Here is a 25,393-nt window from a genome sequence, read left to right on the forward strand (position 1 = left end):
TGGCCCGCAACGGGACCAGAACGGGCCGCCGTATAAGAACGCGACACCAACGGAAGGAGTGAGCATGTCTGTACCATCTATCGACTGGGATTTGGCCCTGATCCAGAAATATAACTATTCCGGGCCGCGTTATACCTCATACCCCACCGCGCTGGAGTTTTCTGACGCTTTCGGCGAGGCGGATTTTCAGCATGCTGTGGCGCGCTATCCCGAGCGCCCGCTGTCGCTCTACGTCCATATTCCATTCTGCCATAAGCTCTGCTACTTCTGCGGCTGCAATAAAATCGTTACCCGCCAGCAGCACAAAGCCGATCAATACCTCGATGCGCTCGAACAGGAAATTCTGCACCGCGCACCGCTGTTTAAAGGGCGTCACGTTAGCCAGCTTCACTGGGGCGGTGGTACGCCAACCTATCTGAATAAAGCGCAGATCAGCCGCCTGATGGCGCTGCTGCGCGACAATTTCAGTTTTAACGACGACGCCGAAATTTCGATCGAGGTCGATCCACGTGAAATCGAGCTGGATGTGCTGGATCATTTACGCGCTGAAGGCTTCAACCGCCTGAGTATGGGCGTACAGGACTTCAATAAAGAAGTACAGCGCCTGGTAAACCGCGAGCAGGACGAAGCGTTTATCTTTGCCTTACTCAACCATGCGCGTGAAATCGGCTTTACCTCAACGAATATAGACCTGATTTACGGCCTGCCGAAGCAGACGCCGGAGAGCTTCGCCTACACGCTTAAACGCGTGGCTGAGCTTAACCCGGACCGTCTGAGCGTCTTTAATTACGCGCACCTGCCGACGCTGTTCGCCGCTCAGCGCAAAATCAAAGATGCGGATCTGCCTTCCGCCCAGCAGAAGCTGGATATTTTGCAGGAGACCATCGCCTCGCTGACCGAAACCGGCTATCAGTTTATCGGGATGGATCACTTTGCCCGCCCTGACGACGAACTGGCAATTGCCCAGCGCGAAGGTGTTCTCCACCGTAACTTCCAGGGTTACACCACCCAGGGCGATACCGATCTGCTCGGAATGGGCGTCTCCGCCATCAGCATGATTGGCGACTGCTACGCTCAGAACCAGAAAGAGCTGAAGCTGTACTACCAGCAGGTTGATGAAACGGGTAACGCATTGTGGCGCGGCATTGCGTTAACGCGTGACGATTGCATCCGTCGTGATGTGATTAAGGCGCTTATCTGCAACTTCCGTCTCGAATTCCGCGAGGTGGAGTCGCAATGGGATCTGCAATTCAGCGATTACTTTGCCGAAGACCTGAAACTCCTTGCGCCGCTGGCGAAGGACGGGCTGGTGGATGTGTCGGAAAGCGCGGTGGTCGTCACGCCGAAAGGACGTCTGTTGATTCGTAATATCTGCATGTGCTTCGATGCCTATCTACGTCAGAAGGCGCGTTTACAGCAGTTCTCGCGGGTGATTTAAGTTGAAAAGCCGGGTAAGCGAAGCGCCACCCGGCTTTTCATCAACAGCTCGTTAGCTAAACAGCCCAACCAGCGCCGCACACAGCACCGCCGCAACGGCAGTTTGTGGCGTGTGGCTTTCTGCTGCTCCGCTCGAAAGCAAAGTCACTAATGATTCCAGCATGATGCTCCCCCTGTTTCCGGGCACGATCATACAAAACTCATCGGAACAGTAAAGCGCAAAATAACGGCACTTTGCGCTCAATTAGTAACCTTTACACAGCGGAGTAAGATCACTCCATTCCCAGCTCTTTCAGCTTGCGCGTCAGGGTGTTTCGACCCCATCCCAACAGGCGAGCCGCTTCCTGTTTGTGGCCCTGGGTATGACGAAGCGCGGTAGTTAACAGCGTGCGCTCCATCTCAGGCTGCGCTTCGGAGAGCAGATTTTGATGACCGGAACGCAGCGCGCGATCTGCCCACTGCGCCAGCAGCGTCGCCCAGCTGTCCGGCAGCGCATGTCCGGCGGTGCTTTCGGGCACGGTGGCTTCAAACAGCTCGGCGGGGAGATCCTGAATCAACACTTCCTGTCCGGCGGCCATCACGGTCAGCCAGCGACAGGTGTTTTCCAGCTGACGCACGTTGCCAGGCCACGCCAGACGGGTGAGGGCGGCATCCGTTTCCGGATGAAGCTGCTTGGCTTCCACGCCCAGCTCGCGGGCCGCCACTTGCAGGAAATGGCGCGCCAGACGCGGGATATCTTCCCGACGCTCGCGCAGCGGCGGCAGGTGGACACGGATCACGTTCAGACGATGGAATAAATCTTCACGGAATTTCCCCTCCTGCACGCGCAGCTCCAGGTTCTGGTGCGTCGCGGCAATAATACGCACGTCCACCTTCACCGGCGCATACCCGCCCACGCGGTAAAACTGGCCATCTGCCAGCACGCGCAGCAATCGGGTCTGAACATCCAGCGGCATATCGCCGATTTCATCCAGGAATAGCGTTCCGCCGTCAGCCTGTTCAAAGCGTCCCTGACGAATGGTATTTGCCCCGGTAAACGCCCCTTTTTCGTGGCCGAATAGCTCAGATTCAATCAAATCTTTGGGGATCGCCGCCATGTTCAGGGCGATGAAAGGCGCTTTCGCCCGCGGGCTGTGGCGATGCAGGGCGTGCGCAACCAGCTCTTTACCGGTCCCTGATTCACCGTTAATCAAGACGCTGATAGACGAGCGCGACAGACGCCCGATGATGCGAAACACGTCCTGCATGGCCGGCGCTTCACCGATGATGTCCGTCGTAGGCCCGAAATCCGGCGCGTGGCGGGGCTGCTGTTGCTCCTGATAGTGGCTGATGGCGCGTTCGACCAGGGCAACGGCTTCGTCGATATCAAACGGTTTTGGCAGATAATCAAACGCCCCCTGCTGGTAGGCGCTAACGGCGGCATCCAGGTCGGAGTGGGCGGTCATTATGATGACCGGAAGCATGGGGTGGCGCTGTTTGATCTGCTTTAAGAGCGCCAGTCCGTCCATGCCCGGCATGCGAATATCCGAGAGCAGAACGTCCGGCGTTTTGGTGGTGAGTGCGTCGAGCACCTCGCTGCCGCTCTCAAACGTCGTGCAGCTTAATCCCGCTCCCGTGAGTGCGCGTTCAAGCACCCAACGGATGGAGCTATCGTCATCGACTACCCAGACTATCCCTCGTTGCATAAACGTCACCTTTATTTTTTAATCGGCAGGAAAACCGAAAACTCGGTATGTCCCGGCCAACTGGTAAATTCAATTTTGCCGGAGTGTTGGTCAATCAAATTTCGGGCTATGGATAACCCCAGCCCGGTGCCGCCTTCGCGACCGCTGACCATCGGGTAGAACAGAGTGTCCTGGAGATGCGGCGGGATCCCCGGCCCGTTATCTTCCACATCAATACGTGCCGCCAGACGATAACGCACGCCGTGCAGCGTCAGCTGGAACGCGGTGCGGGTACGCAGAATAATTTCGCCACCCTCCGGGCCCAGCGCCTGCAACGCGTTACGCACAATGTTCAACAGCACCTGTTCAATCTGGTCCGGATCGTGCGCCAGCTCCGGCAGGCTTGGGTCGTAATCACGCACCAGCGTGACGTTATCCGGCAGCTCCATAGAGACGAGTTTCACCACCCGCTCCGCGACCTTGTGAATGCTTTCTGAAACATGCATCCCCGGCTGCTGTGGCCCGAGCAGGCGATCGACCAGATTACGCAGACGGTCCGCCTGCTCAATAATGACGTTGGTATACTCCGCCAGGGCAGGGTCAGGCAGCGCTTTGGTCAAAAGCTGTGCCGCACCGCGTAAGCCGCCCAGCGGGTTTTTGATCTCATGGGCCAGCCCGCGCACCAGGTCGCGCGCCGCAATCTGCTGCGCATGCTGAAGCTGCTCCTGGCTGAGACGACGTTGGTTATCCATCGGCGCCATTTCCAGCAGAATCATGCCATCTGGCAGGCGCTGTGCGGTGAGGGACAAAATATGCGAGCGTCCGTCAATCACCAGCGTCACTTCGTTATCGGTGAAGCCCTGACCCGCCTGCAAACTCTCCTGCATCAGACCAATATTCAGCGAGAAATAGCTCAGCAGTTCCGGCAGCGGCGTGCCAAACAGTTTTCTGGCGCTTTGGGCGAGCAGCTGTTGCGCCGCCGGGTTGGCGTAATGCACCGCCAGCTCGTCGTCGACCAGCAAAATACTGTTAATCAAAGAATTGAGGATCTGCCCAGCATCGGGCAGCGTGCCAGTTGCCATTCAGCAGTCTCCTGGAGTCGTTGCACTATTTTAGTGCAGTATAGCGTTTTAGAGGTAAAAAGCGCGTGAGATCAGGTTGTTGGTGGAGAAAAAAGCCCATCCGAAGATGGGCTAAAGTTTCCACGGCAACTACTCCCGACGCGTATGCGCCGGGTAAAACAAAACAATTAAACGCTGTAGTACAGTTCAAACTCAACCGGGTGCGGCGTCATGCGAACGCGGTCGTTTTCTTCGGTACGCAGCGCGATGTAAGCGTCGATAGCTTCATCGGTGAACACGCCGCCAGCGGTCAGGAACTCGCGGTCTGCGTCCAGCGCTTGCAGGGCTTCTTCCAGAGAGCCGGCAACCTGTGGGATCTCTTTCGCTTCTTCTGGCGGCAGGTCGTACAGGTTTTTGTCCATGGCTTCGCCCGGGTGGATCTTGTTCTTGATACCGTCCAGACCGGCCATCAGCAGTGCTGCGAAGCACAGGTATGGGTTAGCCGCCGGGTCCGGGAAGCGCACTTCGATACGACGCGCTTTCGGAGACGCAACCACCGGGATACGGATAGAAGCAGAACGGTTACGGGCAGAGTACGCCAGCATCACGGGTGCTTCGTAGCCTGGAACCAGACGCTTGTAGGAGTTCGTGGTCGGGTTCGCCAGGGCGTTGATCGCTTTAGCGTGTTTGATAACACCGCCGATGTAGTGCAGCGCCTGCTCAGACAGACCCGCATACTTGTCACCAGAGAACAGGTTGGTGCCGTTCTTGGACAGGGACATGTGGCAGTGCATGCCGGAACCGTTGTCGCCAAACATTGGTTTTGGCATGAAGGTCGCGGTTTTACCGAAACGGTGCGCAACGTTGTGTACAACGTATTTGTAGATCTGAATCTCATCCGCTTTTTTGGTCATGGTGTTGAAGCGGGTAGCGATCTCGTTCTGGCCAGCCGTTGCCACTTCGTGGTGGTGCGCTTCAACAACCAGGCCCATCTCTTCCATGATCAGACACATGGTAGAACGGATGTCCTGTGAAGAATCGACCGGAGGAACCGGGAAGTAACCGCCTTTCACGCCCGGACGGTGACCTTTGTTACCACCTTCGTACTTGGTGGAAGAGTTCCATGCGCCTTCGATGTCATCGATAGCGACGTGGGAGCCAGAAATGGAAGCGCCAAAACGGATGTCGTCGAACAGGAAGAACTCTGGCTCTGGCCCGAACAGAACGGTGTCTGCGATGCCGGTAGAGCGCAGGTACTCTTCAGCGCGTTTTGCGATGGAGCGTGGGTCACGGTCATAGCCTTGCAGCGTGCCAGGTTCCAGAATATCGCAGCGGATGATCAGCGTAGGTTCTTCGTAGAACGGGTCAATGAGCGCAGTGGTTGCATCTGGCATCAGAACCATGTCGGATTCGTTAATGCCTTTCCAGCCGCCAATGGAGGAGCCGTCAAACATTTTGCCTTCTTCAAAGAATTCGGCGTTCACCTGATGAGCAGGGATCGTGACGTGCTGTTCTTTACCTTTGGTATCGGTGAAGCGCAGATCAACAAACTTCACTTCATGTTCGTTCAGCATCGTCAAAACGTGTTCAGCGGACATACTTAACTCTCCAGATTGGTCATTGTCGTCGTGGTAACGAGGTCTTCAAATCGGCTGGGCTGCCATATTTTTACTGTATTTCTGTAAAGCGAAATCTGTGCCAACTTTTAAAACACCCCAAAAAGGCGTTATCATGCGCACCATAGTGCAGAAGGGCTGCACCACATTGGATTTGTTGCACCATTATAGTGCTTCTGTGTGAACATCGAGCACCATATTGGTGCAATTTACGTTAAAGTGCCCTTTTACCGCTCCGTGAAAGCGATCACAAAGCATCTCTGCAATACTTGTTTGCGGGGGATGTTTGTGATCCTGTTTTGTAGTGCGATTAATCCGTGTACAATAACGCGCTATTTCTAAATGCCTGAGGCAAAGTTGTGATCGAAAAATTGCGTAATATCGCCATCATCGCGCACGTCGACCATGGTAAAACTACCCTGGTTGATAAGCTGCTACAGCAGTCCGGTACGTTTGATGCTCGTGCCGAAACTCAAGAGCGTGTGATGGACTCCAACGATTTGGAGAAAGAGCGTGGGATTACCATCCTCGCCAAAAACACCGCTATCAAATGGAATGACTACCGTATCAACATCGTTGATACCCCAGGGCACGCCGACTTCGGTGGTGAAGTTGAGCGCGTGATGTCCATGGTGGATTCCGTGCTGCTGGTGGTTGACGCATTTGATGGCCCTATGCCGCAAACGCGCTTCGTGACCAAAAAAGCATTTGCCCACGGCCTGAAACCTATCGTTGTGATCAACAAGGTTGACCGTCCTGGCGCGCGTCCTGACTGGGTTGTTGACCAGGTCTTCGACCTGTTCGTTAACCTCGACGCGACCGACGAACAGCTGGACTTCCCTATCGTTTATGCGTCTGCGCTGAACGGTATCGCCGGTCTGGATCACGAAGACATGGCGGAAGACATGACTCCGCTGTACCAGACGATTGTTGACCGCGTTCCTGCGCCAAACGTTGACCTGGAAGGCACCCTGCAAATGCAGATCTCTCAGCTCGACTACAACAACTATGTTGGCGTAATCGGCATTGGTCGTATCAAGCGCGGTAAAGTGAAGCCTAACCAGCAGGTCACTATCATCGATAGCGAAGGCAAAACCCGTAACGGTAAAGTCGGTAAAGTGCTGACTCACCTGGGTCTTGAGCGTATCGAGAGCGACATCGCTGAAGCAGGCGACATCATCGCCATCACCGGTCTGGGTGAACTGAACATCTCCGACACCATCTGCGATCCGCAGAACGTCGAAGCGCTGCCAGCCCTGTCCGTTGATGAACCAACCGTATCCATGTTCTTCAACGTCAACACCTCTCCGTTCTGTGGTAAAGAAGGTAAGTTCGTTACCTCTCGTCAGATCCTTGACCGCCTGAACAAAGAGCTGGTGCACAACGTTGCGCTGCGCGTTGAAGAAACCGAAGACGCTGATGCATTCCGCGTTTCGGGTCGTGGTGAGCTGCACCTGTCTGTTCTGATTGAGAACATGCGTCGTGAAGGTTTCGAGATGGCGGTTTCCCGTCCGAAAGTTATCTTCCGCGAAATCGATGGCCGTAAACAAGAGCCGTTCGAAAACGTAACGCTGGACGTTGAAGAGCAGCACCAGGGTTCTGTGATGCAGGCACTGGGTGAGCGTAAAGGCGACCTGAAAAACATGAATCCAGATGGCAAAGGCCGCGTACGTCTCGACTACGTGATCCCAAGCCGTGGCCTGATCGGCTTCCGTTCTGAGTTCATGACCATGACTTCCGGTACCGGTCTGCTGTACTCCACCTTCAGCCACTACGACGACGTTCGTCCGGGCGAAGTGGGCCAGCGTAACAACGGCGTGCTGATCTCCAACGGTCAGGGTAAAGCGGTTGCGTTTGCGCTGTTCGGTTTGCAGGATCGCGGTAAGCTGTTCCTGGGTCACGGTGCTGAAGTTTACGAAGGCCAGATCATCGGTATTCACAGCCGTTCTAACGACCTGACGGTAAACTGCCTGACCGGTAAGAAACTGACCAACATGCGTGCGTCCGGTACTGACGAAGCAACGGTTCTGGTTCCACCGATCAAGATGACGCTGGAGCAGGCTCTGGAATTCATCGATGATGACGAACTGGTCGAAGTGACGCCTCAGTCAATTCGTATCCGTAAACGTCACCTGACTGAGAACGATCGTAAACGTGCAATGCGCGGTGCGAAAGAAGAGTAATTCGGTTATGCCGTAGGCCGGGTAAGCGCATGCGCCACCCGGCAACGAAAAAGCCGCTGAGCGATCAGCGGCTTTTTTTATTAGAACGAATACCGCAACCCTAAACGGATCCGGTACTGCTCGCGGTTGTAATCATTCCATCGGTCCAGCCACTGTAGCTCAAGATACGGCAGCCAGTTTCTGTCGATCTTATAGCTGAATTTATTGGTAATTTCCCAGTGATGATCTTTGCCATTTTTGCTGTGGTAATCATTCACCCGCTGGAAAAAGTGCGGCTCAAAGGTGTAGAAAAACGCATCCGTCACTTTGAAATTCCAGTAGTTGGCGAATTCATGCGTGTCGTTCTTATCCATCTGCCCGTTATAGTCCGGCGTATCGTAATTGTTATGGTTATAGCGATAGCGGAACGTCAGATTAAACCAGTCCGTAAATTTGTAATTGGTATCTAAATAAACCGCGCCACCTGATCCTGCGCTGCTGTCATTAATTAAGCCGCCGGGCTGGAAGGTCAGTTTGTCGGTCGGTTTGAAGAGCGGATACCACCCCTCGATTTCGTTATAGCTGTGTTTCAGTTCGTCCCATTTCCCCACGTTATAAGCGTTGGTGAACATCAGCCCCGCGCCCATATCGAAGTTATAGCCCGCACGCAGGATCACTTCGTGCAGCTCAGAGGCCGTATTGTAGGCTTCACGCGTTTCGACATAGGCCCCGGCAAATACCGGGCAGGACACAGACGATACGATCAGTACAGTAATGATTCTTTTCATAATTTGTCCATGTATCAGGTACAGAAAGGCCTCCCTCCTGATAAACAGGAAGGACATAGTGGCCGGATTTATAGTTATAAAGTGACTGCTGACGCTTTATTGTTGGTGGTTATCTCAGGGGTATTTGCTGTCTGTTTCTTCCGTTTTCCAATCTCCTCGATAATAAAGGCGAAGCGCGCTTCGTTGAGTTTATAAAATAGCCCCATGGTCACGGCGGCAACAATCGCCAGGCCGCACGGCCAGAGGAAAATAAGCTGACGAAAACCCAGCAGCGTGCCCGCGCTCTGCACGGCATGGGGTACGTAGCCAATCTGGGTCAGCATAATGCCGGGCAGGAAACCGGCGAGCGCGGCGGAGATTTTGCGCGAGAAGGTATAGCCGGTATACACCGACCCTTCGGCGCGAATGCCGGTTTTCCACTCGCCGTAATCAACGGTATCCGGCACCAGCGCCCAGTTCAGGCTATTAACAAACGCCGTGCCGAAGAAGGCCATGCAGGAAAACAGCACGAACAGCAGGGAGCTGGTCCCCCAGAAGAAATTCAGCACGTCGCCCACCGCCCACAGCGCCAGCCCGCCCAGATAGACCGGCTTCTTGCCAAAGCGCTTCACCGCGCCGGGCACCAGAAACACGCCAATCAGAATGCAGCCCATGCTGAAAAAGCCCATCCACGACAGGAGATGCAGATCGTTCAGCACGTACTGGGTGTAATAGACCTGAATCGCCAGCTTGATGTTAAACGCGGCGAGGGTACAGAGGTTGGCGATGCACAGCACCAGCAGCGGCGGATTGCGGAAAATCGCGCAGAATGATTTCAGAATGCCGGGCTTATGGTGATCGGGCGTAAGCTCGACGTAGCGTTCTTTCACCCCGCTGTAGCACCACCACATGCAGAACAGCCCCCCGGTGACGAACACCAGCGCGGCCACCAGATAGCCGAGTGAGGGCTGGCTGATGAACAGCGCCTGAATCGGCATAAAGCCGACGGTGCAGAGCAACAGTCCTACCGTTGCGCCGCCCTGACGCCACGCGGCAAGCTGCGCGCGCTCGTTCGGGTTTTTGGTGATGGCTGGGACCATCGCACCGTAGGCGCAGTTCATCAGGCTGTAGCAGAGGCCAAACATCATGAAGAGCACGGTGGCGAGGGCCGTTTTCACCGTCAGGCTAAAGTCGTTGGCCATAAACTGCGCCGTCGCGACCAGCGCCACCGGAACGGAGGCGTAAAGTATGAATGGCCTGAACTTCCCCCTCGGGCCAATGTTACGCCGGGAATCCAGCAGCACCCCGGTCAGCATGTCGGTGAACGCGGTAAAGAACTTGGCGACCAAAAAAATGATGCCGCCGTAGAACGCGGGCATGCCCAGCTCGTCCGTGTAAAACTTCAGCAGATACAGCGTGCCAATACACAGCATCAGGTTCGAGCCAAAATCACCCATCCCGTAGGCGCACTTCTCTCGCAGGCTCAATTTCAGGGTTAACGGATCAGTATTATGTGTCATGGTCGATCCTCAAAGCGCCCCGCAGGGCGCTCAATCACGTCATTTATGCCGTACGTTTGCGCAGTTCGATCTCTTCGACGATGCGCACATACATCTTCTCGTTGAGGTTGTAGAAGCAGCCCATCGCCACGATGGTGATGACCGCCAGCAGGCTCGGGTAGATAAATATCAGCTGCCGCAGCCCTTCAACCGTCCCGGCGGACTGCACCACGTTGGGCACATAGCCGATCTGGGTGAGCATGATCCCCGGGAAGAAGCCCGCCAGCGCCTGCGAGACCTTACGGAAGAAAGTAAAGCCGGTGTAGACCGTCCCTTCGGAGCGCACGCCGGTGCGCCACTCGCCGTACTCCACGGTATCGGATACCAGCGCCCAGTTCAGGCTGTTCACAAACGCGGAGCCGAAGAACGCCAGGCAGGAGAACGCCACAAAGCTCACCGAGCCGCCGCCGAAGAAGTAGTTAAGCAGATCGCCCGCCACCCAAATCACCAGCCCGCTGATGTAGACCTTTTTCTTGCCGAAGCGCCGCACCGCGCCGGGCATCATAAAGACGCCGATAAAAATACAGCCCATGCTGAAGAAGCCCATATACGACAGCAGGATCGGGTCGTTCAGCACGTACTGCGTGTAGTAGACCTGAATGGCGAGCTTAACGTTAAAGGCGCCCAGCGTGCACAGGTTAGCGATGCACAGGATAAACAGCGGACGGTTCCCGGCGATGGCGCGAAACGACTGCAACAGCCCCGGTTTCTGCGCCGGGTTAGCAGGCTGCGTCTCGACGTAACGCTCGGTTACGCCCTTATAGCACCACCACATAAAGAACAGCCCGAACAGCGAGAAGAGGGTGGCGGCAAAGATGTAGCCAAGCTGGTCGTTGCCCTCAATCAGGTTCATCACCGGGACAAAGCCCACCGTACAGAGCAGCAGGCCGAGTGTGGCGCCGCCCTGACGCCAGGCGGCCAGCGAGGCGCGCTCGTCCGGGTTTTTGGTGATGGCGGGCACCATCGCGCCGTAAGAGCAGTTCATCATGCTGAAGAACAGGCCGTACAGCATGAACAGCACCGTCGCCATCACCGTTTTACCGGTGATTTCAAACGGTGTGCCGACGAAGTTGGCAATCGCCAGCAACGTTACCGGGAAGGCTGCATACAGCACAAACGGGCGGAATTTCCCTTTCGGGCCGATCTTGCGCCGGGAATCGAGCATGATCCCGGTGCCCATATCGGTGAAGGCGGTAAAAAACTTCGCAATCAGGAAGATAATCCCGCCGTAGGTGCCCGGCAGCCCCAGCACGTCGGTGTAGAACTTCAGCAGATACAGCGTGCCGATATCAAGCAGGATGTTAGAGCCGAGATCGCCCATCCCGTAGGCGAGTTTTTCTTTAAACGGCAGGCGCAGGGTTGCCGGATCAGAAGTATGTTGACTCATTATTGTTCTCCGTCTGCCCGCAGGTTTTCCCGCGGGCGAGCCTTATCAGATATGACGTAAGGTGCTAAACAGATCAGCCCATTCGCTTTGCTGGCGATAGAAGACCGGCGGTTTGCCGAGCGGGGCATCAACGGTGATGTCACCGCCCTGGCAGGTTTCTCCGGTCCACGCATTGACCCAGGTGTCCTGCGGCAGATAGAGCGACCAGTCGCGGCGTCCCTCTTCATGGACCGGCGCCACCAGCAGATCGCGGCCAAACAGATACTGGTATTTCAGCGTGTAGGCGCGCGCGTCGTCCTCGTAGTGCAGGAAAAGCGGACGCATCACCGGCAGGCCGCTTTTCGCGTTCTGCGCAACCGCAGCTTTGATATACGGCTTCAGGGTGGTGAAGACGGTGGTCATGCGCGCGAAGTGCGCAATGGTTTCCGCGTCGCCGTCGAACTGCCAGTTATCGCCAGGGCGGTTGCCCTCGTGGGTACGCATCATCGGCGTAAAGGCGCTGAAATCACACCAGCGCAGCAGCAGCTCTTTGCTGCGCTTCATCTCGAAGAGCGTCGTATAGCCGCCAATGTCGCTGTGGTGCAGGCCGTGCCCGGTCATCGCCAGCGACAGCGCCGCCGGTACGACGGAAGCCAGACCGTCGTCCAGGCTCCAGTCGACGTTCTGATCCCCCGCCCACATCATCACCGAGTGCTTCTGGCTACCGGTGTAGCCTGCGCGCATGAAGAACAGGATCTCCCCGAGCTTGCCGGTCTCCTCCAGCGCTTCGTAGTTACATTTCGCCCACAGGGCAGGCCAGGCGTTATGCATGATCTCCGCGCTCACGCCGTTGTGCAGGAAGGTATCGGTCGGCAGGTACTCCCCGAAATCGGCCATCCAGCCGCCGCAGCCCAGTTCGATCAGGTTCTTTTTAATGACCTCTTTGTACCAGTCGTAGGCTGCCGGGTTGGTCAGGTCGATAACGCCCGCGTAGAACTCGCCGAACTCGACGTGGTAGTCCTTGCCGTCGGCGTTTTTGGTCAGATAGCCGCGTTTCGCGGCCTCTTCGCAGAGATCTTTATCGCTGGCGACGTACGGGTTGATATAGGAGAGGAACTGCACGCCTTCCTCTTTCCACTGCGCAATACGCGCATCAAGCTGCGGATAGAGCGCGCTGTTCCACTTCCAGTTCCACATTACGCGTTTGCCAAAGGAGGTCATGCGGATGCCGGACCAGTCCTGCGCCCAGATGCCGTTCACCTTTACGCCGCCGTTACGCATGGTGTCGAGCTTCTGCTGGCACACCTCGGTGCCGCCCTGGATGCCCAGCGTCACGCCGTCGTACACCCAGTCCGGCAGCTCCGGCTGGCGTCCCAGCAGGCCGGTCAGTTTTTCCAGCAGATCGACGTACGTTTCCGCACATTCGAAGCGCAGCGTGGCGTTATCTTCCCAGAACGCCAGCTCGTGGAAGTCAGGGGCGCTGAAGTCAAAGTTCATGTAGCAGCTGTTATCCACGTGGCAGTAGTACTTCTGGGTGCTCACGAAGGTGGGCTGCGGGAAGAAGGTCCAGTAGTAGTCACCGCCCGCGTTCTCTTTGCAGTCGGCCTGCCAGGTGACATAGGTCTGCTTGTTGCGGCCCACGCCCTGCTCGCTGGTCCACAGCGGGAACGGCTTGCCGCGCAGATCGAAGTACGAGAACTGCTCGCCGCAGCCGTAAATATGATCTTCTGGCTGCGCCGCCAGCCGCAGCCAGATGCGGTTATGGCCGGGAGCATCATTTTTCAGCTTCAGCTCCAGACGGCCTTCCGCATCCACGCCCACCAGCAGCGTGGCGCTTACCGCATCGCCGCGGGTAAAGCGGATTGCCCAGCCCGCGCTTTGCTGCGTAACGGTCGCGTTCGTCAGGGCAATCTTTTCGTTGAGCTTGTCTTTGATGCTGAAGTTGCCGCGAAACATCTCGATATCCGCCTCACCTGCGCCAATCCACAGGCAAGGGGCATCCGCGGTGTGGGATAAAATCAGACGGTCCTGCCAGCGCAGGGTGAAGCCACTTTCGTTATTTTTCAGGTCAATATTGTGTAGGGTACGCATAAAAACTCCGTCTTAATTATTTGGCCTGGCTATCCAGTAATCCGGCGGCGACGGCAGGCGCTAAGCCCGGCGCCAGCGGCAGGCGGGGGATCACCAGGCAGTGCAGCAGATGGTAAATATCCTGCTTGCCGTCCCAGACTTTGGTGGTCACTTCGTTATTGGTGTCCAGCTCCTGCCACCAGGATCCGTTTTCGTAATCCATCAGATACTTGATGCAGTAATCCCACCATTTCTGATACCAGGCTTCGTACTGCGCCTCGCCGGTCACGGTATAGAGGGCATAGGCCGTGCCCATCGCCTCGACGATTGGCCAGCGCACGCGTTCGCGCACGATTGGCTTGCCGTCCCAGCCCACGGAGTAGACAAAGCCGTCCGCCCCGTCGGGTGCCCAGGCGTCGCGGATGGTGGCGTGGAACAGTCCTTTCGCATCTTCCAGCAGCCACTCCGGCGGGGTTTCAAAGCGCGCTTCCAGGGCGGCGCGCAGGTGCAGCATCAGGCGGCCCCACTCAATCCAGTGCCCAGGCGTGCCGCCATAGGCGCGGAAGCGGTGGGCGGGGTTATCGATGTTATAGTCGCGGATCGGGTTCCAGTTGGTGTCAAAATGCTCGTTAACGCGGTACTCCCCTTTGCGCGCCACGTCGTGAATAATCACCGAGGCGATGCGCAGGGCGCGGTCGAGCCATTTGCGGTCGTGGGTCACGTCATAAACGATGAGGAAAGCTTCCACGGCGTGCATGTTGGCATTACCGCCGCGATAGTCTTCCGTTTTGCTGAAGGCTTCGTCCCAGGACTCCAGGCACATCTGCTCCTGTTCGCTCCAGAAATAGCGCTCAATCACCTCGATGGCGTCGTCCAGCAACTTGCGTGCCTGCGGGTGACCCGTGGTCACGGCGCTCGCCGCGCCCAGCAGGACGAAGAAGTGCTGATAGCCCTGCTTGGACGCATCAATCACGCCTTCATCGTTTACGCAGGCGTACCAGCCGCCGTGCTGCTTGTCGCGCAGCGGACCGTTGAGGGCGTTAATGCCGTGCTCAACCAGGGCATACGCGCCGGGACGGCCCATGTTTGCCGCCACCGCGTACACGTGCAGCATGCGGGCGGTGATCCACAGATGGGTGCCCATATCGCTGCGCACTTGGCCGTTATTGCCCAGCCAGCCAAAGCCGGTCGGTACGGCGGCGTTTTTGCCGAAATCGAGAATGCGGTCGGTCTCTTGTTCGAGCCAGCGGTTATGGCTCAGGGTGTTAAACCATTTCATGTTCGGATCCTTTCTTAACGGCGAGCCATCATTTCGTCGACGATCTCACCCAGACGCTGAAGTTTGGGGACGGAGATATCACGCAGCATCAGCTCGGTGTCCGGCAGGCCAATCACAGAGGACCAGACGGCGCGACCGGCTAAAAAGCCCGATGCCCCCGCCTGCATGGCGACGCTTACGGCGCGCGGGAAGAGCTTATCGTCCACGCCGGAGGAGAGGATCACCCACGGCATGGCAATGTTCTCGTTCAGCTTTTGCGAGGCCGCCAGCAGCGCCTGCTGCGTGCCCTTGCCGAACAGCGGCATCTCCACCTTGTAAAGGTCGGCACCGCTGTCGCCCAGCTCTTTGGCCGCATCGATAATCGCCTGTTCGCGGTTAAATTCGGCTCCGCGACGCGGCGGACGCACCACCGGCTCGATAATGCTCAGCAGCCCGTTGTCGTGGCAGAGCGTATTGAACGCTTTCACCATCTCCAGGCGCTGCTGCGGATCTTCATCGCTGCGCCACAGCACCAGCAGCTTCAGCGCTTTGCCGCCATCGCGCTTGACCGCCTGCGCGTCGACGTTCTTGTCGATCGCCACGCTGTCGACCGGAATACCGTTCCCCGGAATAAATTCGTCGGCGGCCACAATCATCGCGCAGCTGTTGGCCACGGCCTGCTGCTCGACAATCTGGCGATAGCAGAACTGCTGGTCGACGAGAATGGCCGAGGCGTACGGCGACAGAATTTTTGCCGCGTTGACCTTAAAATCGGTCAGGTTCTGGTCGGTTACCGGCACCGGCGCGCCTGCGGCAGCAAACATCATGCGCATCGCTTCGCGCTGATCCACGGCCAGCATCGCAAAACCGCCGGAAGGTCGGGTGATATCTTTCAGGGTGTACATCGTCATTCCTCAGTCCTTTCGTATCAGTGTGATTTTTTCAGCCCGGCAGACGCGCGAACCTGTTCAAGAATGGCCGTCCAGTCTTCGCGCCCGCGCCCGGCGGCGCGTGCCTGGTTGTAAACTTCGCGGGAGGCCGCGCCCAGCGGCATCGGAACGTGGAGCTGGTTAGCCACGTCGAGGGCGATCCCCAGATCTTTATGCGCAAGGTCGATCATAAAGGCGGGAGAAAGATCCCCTTTCAGCACCTTGTTCGGCCAGGATGTCGTGAAGTGGCCTTTACCCGCAGGCGTACCGCTCATGACCTTGAGCGCCACGTCAAAGGAGAGGCCAAGCGCTTCGCACAGCACGGCGGCCTCGGCGGAAAGGGCGTTCAGGGCAATGCTCATGTAGTTATTGATAAGCTTCACGCGGATGCCCATGCCTGGCCCGCCGGCGTTAATCAGCTCATTGCCCATCGCCATTAAGACCGGGGTGGCGCGCTCAACCTGCTGGGCCGTGCCGCCTGCCAGCAGGAGCAGCGTGCCGGCGATGGCATGGTCAGAGGTGCGTCCGACGGGCACGTCCATCAGGCTGAAGCCTTGCTCAGCCATGTCGCGTATCAGCGCGTCGGTTTGCAGCGGGTGAATGGTGGACATATCAATGACCAGCGCGTCGCGGGATAATCCTTCGCACACGCCGTGCTCGCCGAACAGGACGCTGCGTACCAGGTTGCCGTTTGGCAGCATGGTAATTACGAATTCCGCGTCCGTTGCTGCCTGTGCTGGCGTAGCCGCCGCCCGAGCGCCGCTCTCTACCAGCGCCTGAACCGCCTGCGGGTTCACATCAAAAACGTTAAGCTGGTGGCCCTGTTTCAACAGATTCTTCGCCATGGGCGCGCCCATCTGTCCTAAGCCGATAAATGCGATTGCTGACATGCCTCTCTCCTGTCACATCGTGTCAATTTTTGCGCGTTTGTAGTGTCTGTTTTTGATCGTATTTGTAATTTATAGTCAAAAAATTGACACGGGTCACTTTTTAAACATTTGGTGAAATTAAAATGAAGGCATCAGAAATCGCAGAAGGAATCACCATGACTCGCATCGTTTGTGTCGGCATTACCGTGCTGGATCGCATCTGGTATCTCGATGATTTACCGAAAGAAGGTGGGAAATATGTCGCAAAAGACTATACGGAAGTGGGCGGTGGCCCGGCGGCAACGGCGGCAGTGGCAGCCGCGAAACTGGGCGCGGAAGTGGATTTTATTGGCCGGGTGGGGGACGACGATACCGGCAGACGGCTGCTCGCGGAGCTGGAATCCCTGGGGGTGAATACCCGCTACACGCGCGTAGTTAAGGGAGCCCGATCGTCGCAATCGGCGGTGCTGGTGGACGGCAGCGGGGAGCGTGTTATAGCGAACTATTGCAGCCCCGATCTCCCTGCGGCGGCAGACTGGCTGCATGAAATCGACTTCTCGCAGTGGGACATTGTCTTAGCCGACGTGCGCTGGCATGACGGGGCAAAACAGGCATTTACCCTGGCCCGCCAGCAGGGCGTACCGACGTTGCTTGATGCGGATGTCACCCCGCAGGACATCGCGGATCTGATTGCCTTAAGCGACCACGCGGCCTTCTCCGCGCCGGGATTGCGGCGTTTAACGCAGCGGGATGAAACCGAAAACGCGCTGAAGAAAGCACAAACGCTCACAAATGGACATGTGTATGTTACGCAGGGGCGAGACGGCTGCTTCTGGCTGGAAAACGGCGCACTGTGTCATCAGCCCGGCTTTGAGGTGAACGTGGTGGATACCACGGGGGCGGGCGACGTGTTCCACGGTGCGCTGGCGGTCAGTCTGGGGCAACAATCGTCCACTTCAGACGCTGTGCGTTTTGCCAGCGCCGTCGCAGCGCTGAAATGCACAAAGCCCGGTGGACGCGCGGGTATACCCGACTGTGATCAAACCCGCTCTTTTTTGTCACTTTTTGTATAAAATGCGGGGCGTGATGGTTTTCAGAGGACAGACCATGAGCCTTACCGAACTGACCGGCAACCCGCGTCACGATCAGCTGCTGACGCTGATTGCCGATCGCGGCTATATGAACATTGATGAACTGGCGCAGCTGCTGGATGTGTCGACGCAAACCGTGCGTCGGGATATCCGTAAGCTCAGCGAGCAGGGGCTGATCACGCGTCATCATGGCGGGGCGGGCAGGGCATCCAGCGTGATGAACACGGCGTTCGAGCAGCGTGAAGTCTCGCTTACCGAAGAGAAACGGGCGATTGCCGAAGCGATTGCGGACTATATTCCCGACGGTTCGACCATTTTTATCACCATCGGGACGACCGTGGAGCACGTTGCCCGGGCACTGCTTAACCATAATCATCTGCGCATCATCACTAACAGCCTGCGGGTGGCGCACATTCTTTATAAGAATCCGCGCTTTGAGGTGATGGTGCCCGGCGGTACGCTGCGCCCGCATAACGGCGGCATTATCGGTCCTGCGGCAACGGCGTTCGTGTCAGGATTTCGCGCAGATTACCTGGTCACCAGCGTCGGGGCGATAGAGCACGACGGCGCGATGATGGAATTTGACGTTAACGAAGCCAGCGTGGTGAAAACCATGATTGCCCACTCCCGCCACATTTTACTGGCGGCCGATCATACGAAATACCACGCCTCCGCGGCGGTTGAAATTGGCAACGTGGCGCAGGCGACGGCGCTGTTCACTGATGAACTGCCCGGCCCGGCGCTGCAAAATCACCTCAAATCCAGCAAGGTTGAGGTTGTCGAAGTCAATTCCGGAGAAGAACAGCAGGCTGGCTGATCATCCTATGGCCCGATATTGCGATTCGGGCCTTTCCTTTCTCTAAGCTGAATCTGGCGCATAGCTAAAGTTTCTCTTTCCCGCTACAGTTACTTCTCCACGGCGAAAGGAGATAAACATGCTTTATATCTTTGACTTAGGAAATGTAATCGTCGATATCGATTTTAACCGGGTGTTGGGCGCATGGAGCGATTTTAGCCGTGTTCCGCTGGCGACGTTAAAGCAGAATTTCGCGATGGGTGAGACTTTCCATCTGCACGAGCGAGGTGAGATCAGCGACGAAGCGTTCGCAGAGCGTTTCTGCCAGGAAATGGGTCTTTCGTTAAGCTACGAGCAGTTTTCCCACGGCTGGCAGGCCATATTTGTCGCGATCCGCCCGGAAGTGATCGACATCATGCACAAGCTGCGCGAGCAGGGGCATCGTGTTGTCGTGCTGTCTAATACTAACCGCCTGCATACCACCTTCTGGCCGGATGAATACCCGGAAATTCACGCGGCGGCAGATAAAGTGTATCTCTCCCAGGAGATGGGGATGCGTAAACCTGAGGCGCGCATCTATCAGGCAGTATTGCAGGAAGAAGGATTCACGGCAGCGGATGCGGTCTTTTTTGACGACAACGCCGATAATATAGAAGGGGCTAATCAGTTAGGTATCACCTCCATTCTGGTGACCGGAAAAGAGACGATACCGAACTACTTTGCGAAGCAGTTATGCTAAAAACCGTTCATCAAAAAGCCAATCACCACACGCGCCCGCTGAGGGCGTGGCTGAAACTCCTCTGGCATCGCATTGATGAGGACAACATGACCACGCTGGCGGGCAATCTCGCTTACGTGTCGTTGCTCTCGCTGGTGCCGCTGGTGGCGGTGATTTTTGCGCTTTTTTCGGCATTTCCAATGTTTGCCGATGTGAGCATGCAGCTTCGCCATTTTGTTTTCGCAAACTTTATTCCTGCCACCGGCGATGTGATCCAGAACTACATTGAGCAGTTTGTCGCAAACTCCAGCAAGATGACGGCGATGGGGGCGTGTGGGCTTATTGTTACCGCGCTGCTGCTGATGTACTCCATCGACAGTGCGCTCAACACCATCTGGCGGAGCAAAAAAGTCCGCCCGAAGGTTTACTCCTTTGCCGTCTACTGGATGATTTTAACCCTTGGCCCATTGCTGGCGGGGGCAAGCCTGGCGATCAGCTCCTACCTTCTTTCGCTGCGCTGGGCGACCGACTTAAACAGCGTGATCGATAACGTGCTGCGTATCTTCCCGCTGATTTTATCGTGGCTTTCGTTCTGGCTGCTCTACAGCGTGGTACCAACCACGCGCGTACCCAACCGGGATGCCGTGGTGGGTGCGCTGGTCGCGGCGTTGCTCTTTGAGCTGGGCAAGAAAGGATTCGCGCTTTATATCACCATGTTCCCCTCTTATCAGCTGATTTACGGTGTGCTGGCGGTGATCCCCATTTTGTTTGTCTGGGTCTACTGGACGTGGTGTATCGTCTTGCTTGGCGCCGAAATAACTGTCACTCTCGGAGTCTACCGCGAACTCAAAAAAGCAGCAGAAGCTGAAAAACAACAAGAAGCAGACCAACCATGATTGCATTGATTCAGCGCGTAACCCGTGCCAGCGTCACCGTGGCGGATGAGGTGACGGGTGAAATTGGCCCAGGACTTTTGGTGCTCCTGGGTGTCGAAAAAGATGACGACGAACAAAAAGCTAACCGCTTATGTGAGCGCGTGCTGGGCTACCGCATTTTCAGCGATGCGGAAGGCAAGATGAACCTGAACGTTCAGCAGGCGGGCGGCAGCGTGCTGGTGGTTTCCCAGTTTACGTTGGCTGCGGATACCGAACGCGGCATGCGGCCGAGTTTTTCGAAGGGCGCGGCACCGGATCGCGCAGAAGCTCTATACGAGTACTTTGTTGAGCGCTGTCGCCAACAGGACATGAATACACAAACCGGACGATTCGCTGCGGATATGCAGGTTTCGCTGGTGAACGATGGCCCCGTCACATTCTGGCTCCAGGTATGAGCCAACTGGCGGTATGGCCGCGGGTAACAAGAGAGAGTACAGCTATGTATCACCTTCGAGTACCGCAAACGGAAGAAGAATTAGACGCTTATTACCATTTCCGCTGGGAAATGCTGCGCAAACCACTGCATCAACCGAAAGGCTCTGAACGCGACGCCTGGGACGCGATGGCGCACCACCAGATGGTGGTTGATGAAGAGGGCAACCTCGTTGCCGTGGGACGTCTGTACATCAATGCCGACAACGAAGCTTCAATCCGCTTTATGGCCGTTCATCCCTCCGTGCAGGACAAAGGCCTTGGAACGCTGATGGCAATGACGCTGGAATCCGTTGCCCGTCAGGAAGGGGTCAAGCGCGTCACCTGTAGCGCCCGCGAAGATGCCGTTGAGTTCTTTGCCAAGCTTGGTTTCGTGAATCAGGGGGAAATCACCGCCCCGCAAACTACGCCGATTCGTCACTTTTTGATGATCAAACCCATCGCCACGCTGGACGATATTCTCCATCGCGCCGACTGGTGCGGGCAGCTCCAGCAGGCGTGGTATCAGCACATACCGCTCAGTGAAAAAATGGGCGTGCGTATTCAGCAGTATACCGGACAAAAATTTATCACCACCATGCCGGAAACCGGCAACCAGAACCCGCACCATACCCTGTTTGCCGGCAGCCTGTTTTCACTCGCCACGCTCACCGGATGGGGACTGATCTGGCTGATGCTGCGCGAACGTCATCTCGGCGGCACCATTATTCTGGCCGATGCCCATATCCGCTACAGCGCGCCGATCAGCGGCAAGCCGAGCGCGGTAGCTGACCTGGGCGCACTGGGCGGCGATCTCGACCGTCTGGCGCGTGGACGTAAAGCACGCGTACAGATGCAGGTTGAGCTGTTCGGCGATGAAACGCCAGGCGCGGTGTTTGAAGGCACCTATATCGTTCTGCCTGCGAAGCCGTATGGCGCGTATGAAGAGGGTGGGAACGAGGAGGAGTAGTCTCCTTCTCACTCTCGCCCGGCATGGTTAATGCGCCAGGCAATATCTCGCATAATGTCTCGCGCTGACTGGCTAATTCCACCCAACTGGAAGAAGCCGTGAATTACACCCCGCCATTGTTGAGCGGTACACTTCACGCCTTGCGCCGTGAGGCGCTGATAAAGCGCCTCGCCTTCGTCACGTAACGGATCATACTCAGCGGTAACAATATGGACCTTCGGCAGACCGCTAAAGTCGTTGCGCCACAGTGGACTGACTTCAGGATGCTGACGGTCGGCTCCAGCCAGATACATTTCATAGCCGCTCAAAAGGGTATCGCGAGTAATCACGTAATCCATGCCATTGAGGGTATAGCTTTCAAGACTGGCCGTAGCGTCGAGCATGGGATAGATAAGAATGAGCTGCGCGGGATCCCAGAGCCCTTTTGCCTTAAGCCGCAATGACGTTACCAGCGCCAAATGCCCTCCTGCGCTGTCTCCACAGAGGGTGAGTCGGTTCTTATCCACGCCTAATTCGTCTGCATACTGCCAGACCAGATTCGCACCTCTTTCAGCATCGTCATGTGCGGCGGGGAAGGTATGCTCCGGCGCCAGTCTGTACTGAATCGCAATCACCCGGCAATTGCCGTAGTAGGCTAACTGACGGAGCTGGTTGTCATGGGTATCAAAGCCGCCGCTGATAAAACATCCGCCGTGGTAGTAGATGGCAGCAGGCAATATTTCAGGCGCATTGAGAGGTGAAAATACCCGAATGGTAAGACCCTCAAGAACAAGCGTCTCCAGCTGAACGCGCGTTTCGGTCTTCCCGGCAAGCTCCGTGCTGGCAATATAGCCTGCTCGTCGTACCTCAATTGTCTGGCGACGCGATGAGGGGCGACCTGCAGCGATAAATCCTTGAACCAGCCGTTCAATACCCTTTTCCAGTGCCATGAAAACATCTTTTAACTGTATGAATGTACAGCTTTATAGCCTGATTTGATACAAAAGAAAACAAGAATATTATTGAGGGGAAAAGTCTTGAAAGCTGCTCGCAAAGGCGAGAGCTTTTTTATTATCTGCTTTCGTCACAGACATAAAGTGCGGATGTTGCCTGAGATTTGCCGTGGAAGCGATGCTAAAGCGATAACGCGTCTTTAGACGGATCCTGGACTACGGGCTGAAGAGCATCTGGCATATAAGACGGCAGGTATTGCTGTCGAGGTGTAGGCCGGGCAAGCTCGCGCCGCCCGGCACTGTCACAGGAGATTACTCCCCTTCACCCGGGAACAGGAACGGGTTGATCGAGCTGCGGGCAAAGCCCTCCTGCTCCATCTTCGCGTCCAGAATCAGCGAGGCGAGATCGTCGGCCACCGCTTCGACTTTCGGGTCTTTTTCCTGATACAGAATCTTCAGGTAGGTTCCGCAGTCGCCGCAGCTTTCGGCTTTCACCGCCGCGTCTTCGTTTTCCAGCGACCAGTAGTTCAGATCGCGGGTCTGCTCGCAGTTGCTGCACTTCACGCGCACCACGTGCCACTCGGTTTCACACAGGTTGCAGTGCAGGTAGCGCAGCCCCTGTGTCGTACCAATCTGTACCATGCTGGAGACCGGCATTGAACCACACACCGGACAGAACTGGCGCGCTTCGCCGTATTCGGCGCGGGCTTTGCCTGGGATCAGGCTCGCCATTTGCGCCCAGTAGAGCGACAGCGCAGCCCAGATGAACGGTGCTTTATCGCTGCTCACCAGCGAGAAGTCGGACGCAAACAGCGCGCTCGCCATCTCTTCCAGCTCCTGATCGGAGGCTTTTTCCAGGTTCTCAATGACCGCCAGCGCCGTGCCGCTCATCTCCGGCTTCAGCTCGGCGATCAGGGAATGCAGCAGCTTATGCCAGTGCTTGTCGCGCGGCAGGACGTGAATATCCAGCGGCGGCTTGCCCTGCTCGTTGGCTTCTTTGATGCGTGCGGTCAGGTCCATTTGCAGCGGATGGTCGTACAGCACCACTTCCTGCGCATGGGCGACCAGCGCGGCAAAACGCAGAAAATCGCCCAGCGGGTTGTTCTCTGCCAGCTCGCGCAGACGCTCTGCGCGGCGGTTGTAGAGGTTCTTGAGTCTGGGGAATAACAACGGCGGAATATACTCCGCCGTACGTTTCTCGCTCGACCCCAGCTCATCTTGCGGGATTATGCGAATACTCATTCAGATGACTTTTCCTGTTTCTGGCGGACTTCACGGTACCAGCGCGGGTGATGTTTCTTCGCCCACGTTTTGGTGACCCAGCCTTCCACCATCGCGGTAATGGTGCCTTTCACCCAGAGGGCGGCGTAAATATGCACCATGATAACCACAATTAACGCTACTGCGGCAAATGAATGCAGCATTAGCGCAAATCGGATCACCGGGATTGAGAAAGCAGGCGCAAAGTACGGACGCCAGATGATCACGCCGCTCACCAGCAACAGGACCAGGAAGATAATCGCCGCCCAGAATACGCATTTCTGGCCGAAGTTATAACGCCCGGTATCACCTACTTCCTCGTTGACGACGATCTTACGAATATTCTTCGCCCAAAAGATATCATCCCGATTGATTAGGTTATGGTGCCAGTAACGGAAAAACATGATGATGAACGACGCGAACATGATGACGCCCACAAACGGGTGCAGTATACGCGCCAGCTGTGGTGTCCCCATGATCTGCATCAGCCAGTTGAAGGACGGGAAGAAGAACCCCAGCCCGCTTATCGCCGCCAGCATGAAGCAGAAGGCGGTGACCCAGTGGTTGATACGTTCCGGCGCGGTGTAGCGCACGATGGTGTCACGTTTTCTCATTTGCGCACCTCGTCTTTCTCTTCATGCAGGTTGTCGTCTTCCTCTTCCGCGCGGTTCGGACCAACGCCGACGTAGTGGAAGATGCTCGCTGCGAAGGTGGCCGCAAAACCGACCGCGGCCAGCGGTTTCCAGATACCTTTCCAGAACTTCACGGTGGCGCTGATTTCCGGGTTCTCCGGCAGGCCGTGATACAGGTTCGGCTTGTCGGCGTGGTGCAGCACGTACATGACGTGCGTACCGCCAACCCCGGCCGGATCGTAGAGGCCCGCGTTATCGTAACCACGAGTTTTCAGCTCGCCCACGCGCTCTGCCGCCAGCGTTTTCATATCCTCTTTAGAGCCAAAGTGGATAGCGCCGGTTGGACAGGTCTTCACGCACGCTGGCTCCTGGCCGACATTTACGCGGTCAACGCACAGCGTACATTTGTAGACGCGGTTGTCTTCCGGGTTCATGCGCGGCACGTCGAACGGACAGCCCGCGATGCAGTAGCCGCAGCCAATGCACTGCTCGGACTGGAAGTCGACGATGCCGTTGGCATACTGAATGATAGCCCCTTCTGACGGACACGCCTTCAGGCAGCCCGGATCCGCACAGTGCATACAGCCGTCTTTGCGAATAAGCCATTCCAGCTTGTCGTTCTGCTCCACTTCCGAGAAACGCATTACCGTCCAGGACTTGGCGGTCAGGTCCGCCGGGTTGTCGTACACCCCGACGTTGTGACCCACTTCGTCACGGATGTCGTTCCACTCAGAGCAGGCCACCTGACAGGCTTTACAGCCGATACAGGTGGTCACGTCGATAAGCTTCGCCACTTCCTGCTGGTGGTCCCGCGCCTGAGGCGCGGGCGTGAAACCGTTAGTCGCGGAACGACGGATAATGTCTTGAGATTGATAAGCCATAAGTCGTCT

23 protein-coding genes are annotated in these 25,393 nt (G+C 56.6%); 8 read left to right on the forward strand and 15 right to left on the reverse strand.

The features are described from left to right. Positions 1 to 64: 64 nt before the first annotated feature. Positions 65 to 1,438: an oxygen-independent coproporphyrinogen III oxidase gene (gene hemN / locus CU081_RS04200; protein ID WP_022652087.1), complete on the forward strand. Its 1,374-nt coding sequence runs from the start codon at positions 65 to 67 to the stop codon at positions 1,436 to 1,438. Between the two features lie 51 nt (positions 1,439 to 1,489). Here hemN and CU081_RS04205 read toward each other — a convergent pair whose 3' ends face one another. The 4 genes from CU081_RS04205 to glnA form a co-directional block, all read right to left on the reverse strand. Further along, the gene (locus CU081_RS04205; protein WP_017382667.1) at positions 1,490 to 1,600 is read right to left on the reverse strand and encodes a YshB family small membrane protein; all 111 of its coding nucleotides are present in this window, start codon (positions 1,598 to 1,600) and stop codon (positions 1,490 to 1,492) included. A 109-nt stretch (positions 1,601 to 1,709) separates the two neighbouring features. Beyond that, positions 1,710 to 3,122, reverse strand: coding sequence for a nitrogen regulation protein NR(I) (gene glnG, locus CU081_RS04210; RefSeq protein ID WP_003861919.1), 1,413 nt, complete (start codon positions 3,120 to 3,122; stop codon positions 1,710 to 1,712). An 11-nt stretch (positions 3,123 to 3,133) separates the two neighbouring features. Beyond that, positions 3,134 to 4,183 (reverse strand): nitrogen regulation protein NR(II), encoded by a 1,050-nt coding sequence (glnL, locus tag CU081_RS04215; RefSeq protein WP_003861923.1) that lies wholly within the window; start codon positions 4,181 to 4,183, stop codon positions 3,134 to 3,136. A gap of 167 nt (positions 4,184 to 4,350) precedes the next feature. Then, complete coding sequence (gene glnA, locus CU081_RS04220) at positions 4,351 to 5,760, reverse strand: glutamate--ammonia ligase (protein WP_003861925.1); 1,410 nt, start codon at positions 5,758 to 5,760, stop codon at positions 4,351 to 4,353. A 377-nt stretch (positions 5,761 to 6,137) separates the two neighbouring features. Here glnA and typA point away from each other — a divergent pair, with 377 nt between their 5' ends. After that, on the forward strand, positions 6,138 to 7,961 hold the full coding sequence (typA, locus tag CU081_RS04230) for a ribosome-dependent GTPase TypA (RefSeq protein ID WP_006808726.1): 1,824 nt from the start codon (positions 6,138 to 6,140) through the stop codon (positions 7,959 to 7,961). A gap of 80 nt (positions 7,962 to 8,041) precedes the next feature. Here the strand turns inward: typA and ompL are convergent, their stop codons facing one another. The 7 genes from ompL to yihU all read right to left on the reverse strand — a co-directional run bounded on the left by ompL (position 8,042) and on the right by yihU (position 16,779). Further along, complete coding sequence (ompL, locus tag CU081_RS04235; protein ID WP_003861929.1) at positions 8,042 to 8,728, reverse strand: porin OmpL; 687 nt, start codon at positions 8,726 to 8,728, stop codon at positions 8,042 to 8,044. A gap of 74 nt (positions 8,729 to 8,802) precedes the next feature. After that, on the reverse strand, positions 8,803 to 10,227 hold the full coding sequence (locus CU081_RS04240) for an MFS transporter (RefSeq protein WP_022652085.1): 1,425 nt from the start codon (positions 10,225 to 10,227) through the stop codon (positions 8,803 to 8,805). Positions 10,228 to 10,270: 43 nt separating this feature from the next. After that, positions 10,271 to 11,653, reverse strand: coding sequence for an MFS transporter (locus tag CU081_RS04245; RefSeq protein ID WP_022652084.1), 1,383 nt, complete (start codon positions 11,651 to 11,653; stop codon positions 10,271 to 10,273). 45 nt (positions 11,654 to 11,698) lie between these two features. Continuing rightward, on the reverse strand, positions 11,699 to 13,723 hold the full coding sequence (locus CU081_RS04250; RefSeq protein ID WP_022652083.1) for an alpha-glucosidase: 2,025 nt from the start codon (positions 13,721 to 13,723) through the stop codon (positions 11,699 to 11,701). A gap of 16 nt (positions 13,724 to 13,739) precedes the next feature. Next, a complete protein-coding gene (yihS, locus tag CU081_RS04255) occupies positions 13,740 to 14,981 on the reverse strand; it encodes a sulfoquinovose isomerase (protein ID WP_003861936.1) in 1,242 nt (413 codons plus the stop codon). A 14-nt stretch (positions 14,982 to 14,995) separates the two neighbouring features. After that, positions 14,996 to 15,871: a sulfofructosephosphate aldolase gene (yihT, locus tag CU081_RS04260; protein ID WP_022652082.1), complete on the reverse strand. Its 876-nt coding sequence runs from the start codon at positions 15,869 to 15,871 to the stop codon at positions 14,996 to 14,998. 17 nt (positions 15,872 to 15,888) lie between these two features. Further along, positions 15,889 to 16,779, reverse strand: a complete 891-nt coding sequence (gene yihU / locus CU081_RS04265) for a sulfolactaldehyde 3-reductase (RefSeq protein WP_022652081.1) — start codon at positions 16,777 to 16,779, stop codon at positions 15,889 to 15,891. Between the two features lie 155 nt (positions 16,780 to 16,934). On the opposite strand from yihU, the gene CU081_RS04270 reads away from it, so the two are divergent. The 6 genes from CU081_RS04270 (at position 16,935) to fabY (ending at position 21,679) form a co-directional block, all read left to right on the forward strand. Continuing rightward, positions 16,935 to 17,831, forward strand: a complete 897-nt coding sequence (locus CU081_RS04270) for a sugar kinase (RefSeq protein WP_022652080.1) — start codon at positions 16,935 to 16,937, stop codon at positions 17,829 to 17,831. Positions 17,832 to 17,865: 34 nt separating this feature from the next. Continuing rightward, the gene (locus tag CU081_RS04275) at positions 17,866 to 18,666 is read left to right on the forward strand and encodes a DeoR/GlpR family DNA-binding transcription regulator (protein ID WP_022652079.1); all 801 of its coding nucleotides are present in this window, start codon (positions 17,866 to 17,868) and stop codon (positions 18,664 to 18,666) included. 118 nt (positions 18,667 to 18,784) lie between these two features. Next, complete coding sequence (yihX, locus tag CU081_RS04280) at positions 18,785 to 19,384, forward strand: glucose-1-phosphatase (RefSeq protein ID WP_003861947.1); 600 nt, start codon at positions 18,785 to 18,787, stop codon at positions 19,382 to 19,384. Continuing rightward, positions 19,378 to 20,259 (forward strand): virulence factor BrkB family protein, encoded by an 882-nt coding sequence (locus CU081_RS04285; RefSeq protein ID WP_058647352.1) that lies wholly within the window; start codon positions 19,378 to 19,380, stop codon positions 20,257 to 20,259. The genes yihX and CU081_RS04285 overlap by 7 nt, the downstream gene beginning before the upstream one ends. Beyond that, positions 20,256 to 20,693, forward strand: a complete 438-nt coding sequence (gene dtd, locus CU081_RS04290) for a D-aminoacyl-tRNA deacylase (RefSeq protein ID WP_015569909.1) — start codon at positions 20,256 to 20,258, stop codon at positions 20,691 to 20,693. The genes CU081_RS04285 and dtd overlap by 4 nt, the downstream gene beginning before the upstream one ends. A 44-nt stretch (positions 20,694 to 20,737) precedes the next feature. Further along, entirely contained in the window at positions 20,738 to 21,679 is a 942-nt protein-coding gene (gene fabY, locus CU081_RS04295) for a fatty acid biosynthesis protein FabY (RefSeq protein WP_015569910.1), read from the forward strand. An 8-nt stretch (positions 21,680 to 21,687) separates the two neighbouring features. On the opposite strand, the gene CU081_RS04300 is transcribed toward fabY, so the two are convergent. From CU081_RS04300 to fdxH, 4 genes are all read right to left on the reverse strand, one after another. Then, positions 21,688 to 22,608, reverse strand: coding sequence for an alpha/beta hydrolase (locus CU081_RS04300; RefSeq protein WP_003861954.1), 921 nt, complete (start codon positions 22,606 to 22,608; stop codon positions 21,688 to 21,690). Between the two features lie 315 nt (positions 22,609 to 22,923). Continuing rightward, positions 22,924 to 23,853 (reverse strand): formate dehydrogenase accessory protein FdhE, encoded by a 930-nt coding sequence (fdhE, locus tag CU081_RS04305; RefSeq protein ID WP_022652077.1) that lies wholly within the window; start codon positions 23,851 to 23,853, stop codon positions 22,924 to 22,926. Beyond that, a complete protein-coding gene (gene fdoI, locus CU081_RS04310; RefSeq protein ID WP_003861958.1) occupies positions 23,850 to 24,485 on the reverse strand; it encodes a formate dehydrogenase cytochrome b556 subunit in 636 nt (211 codons plus the stop codon). The genes fdhE and fdoI overlap by 4 nt, the downstream gene beginning before the upstream one ends. Next, positions 24,482 to 25,384 (reverse strand): formate dehydrogenase subunit beta, encoded by a 903-nt coding sequence (fdxH, locus tag CU081_RS04315; RefSeq protein ID WP_003861960.1) that lies wholly within the window; start codon positions 25,382 to 25,384, stop codon positions 24,482 to 24,484. The genes fdoI and fdxH overlap by 4 nt, the downstream gene beginning before the upstream one ends. Positions 25,385 to 25,393: the final 9 nt, after the last annotated feature.

This window comes from Enterobacter sp. CRENT-193 (assembly GCF_002787395.1).
GTDB lineage: Bacteria > Pseudomonadota > Gammaproteobacteria > Enterobacterales > Enterobacteriaceae > Enterobacter > Enterobacter hormaechei_C.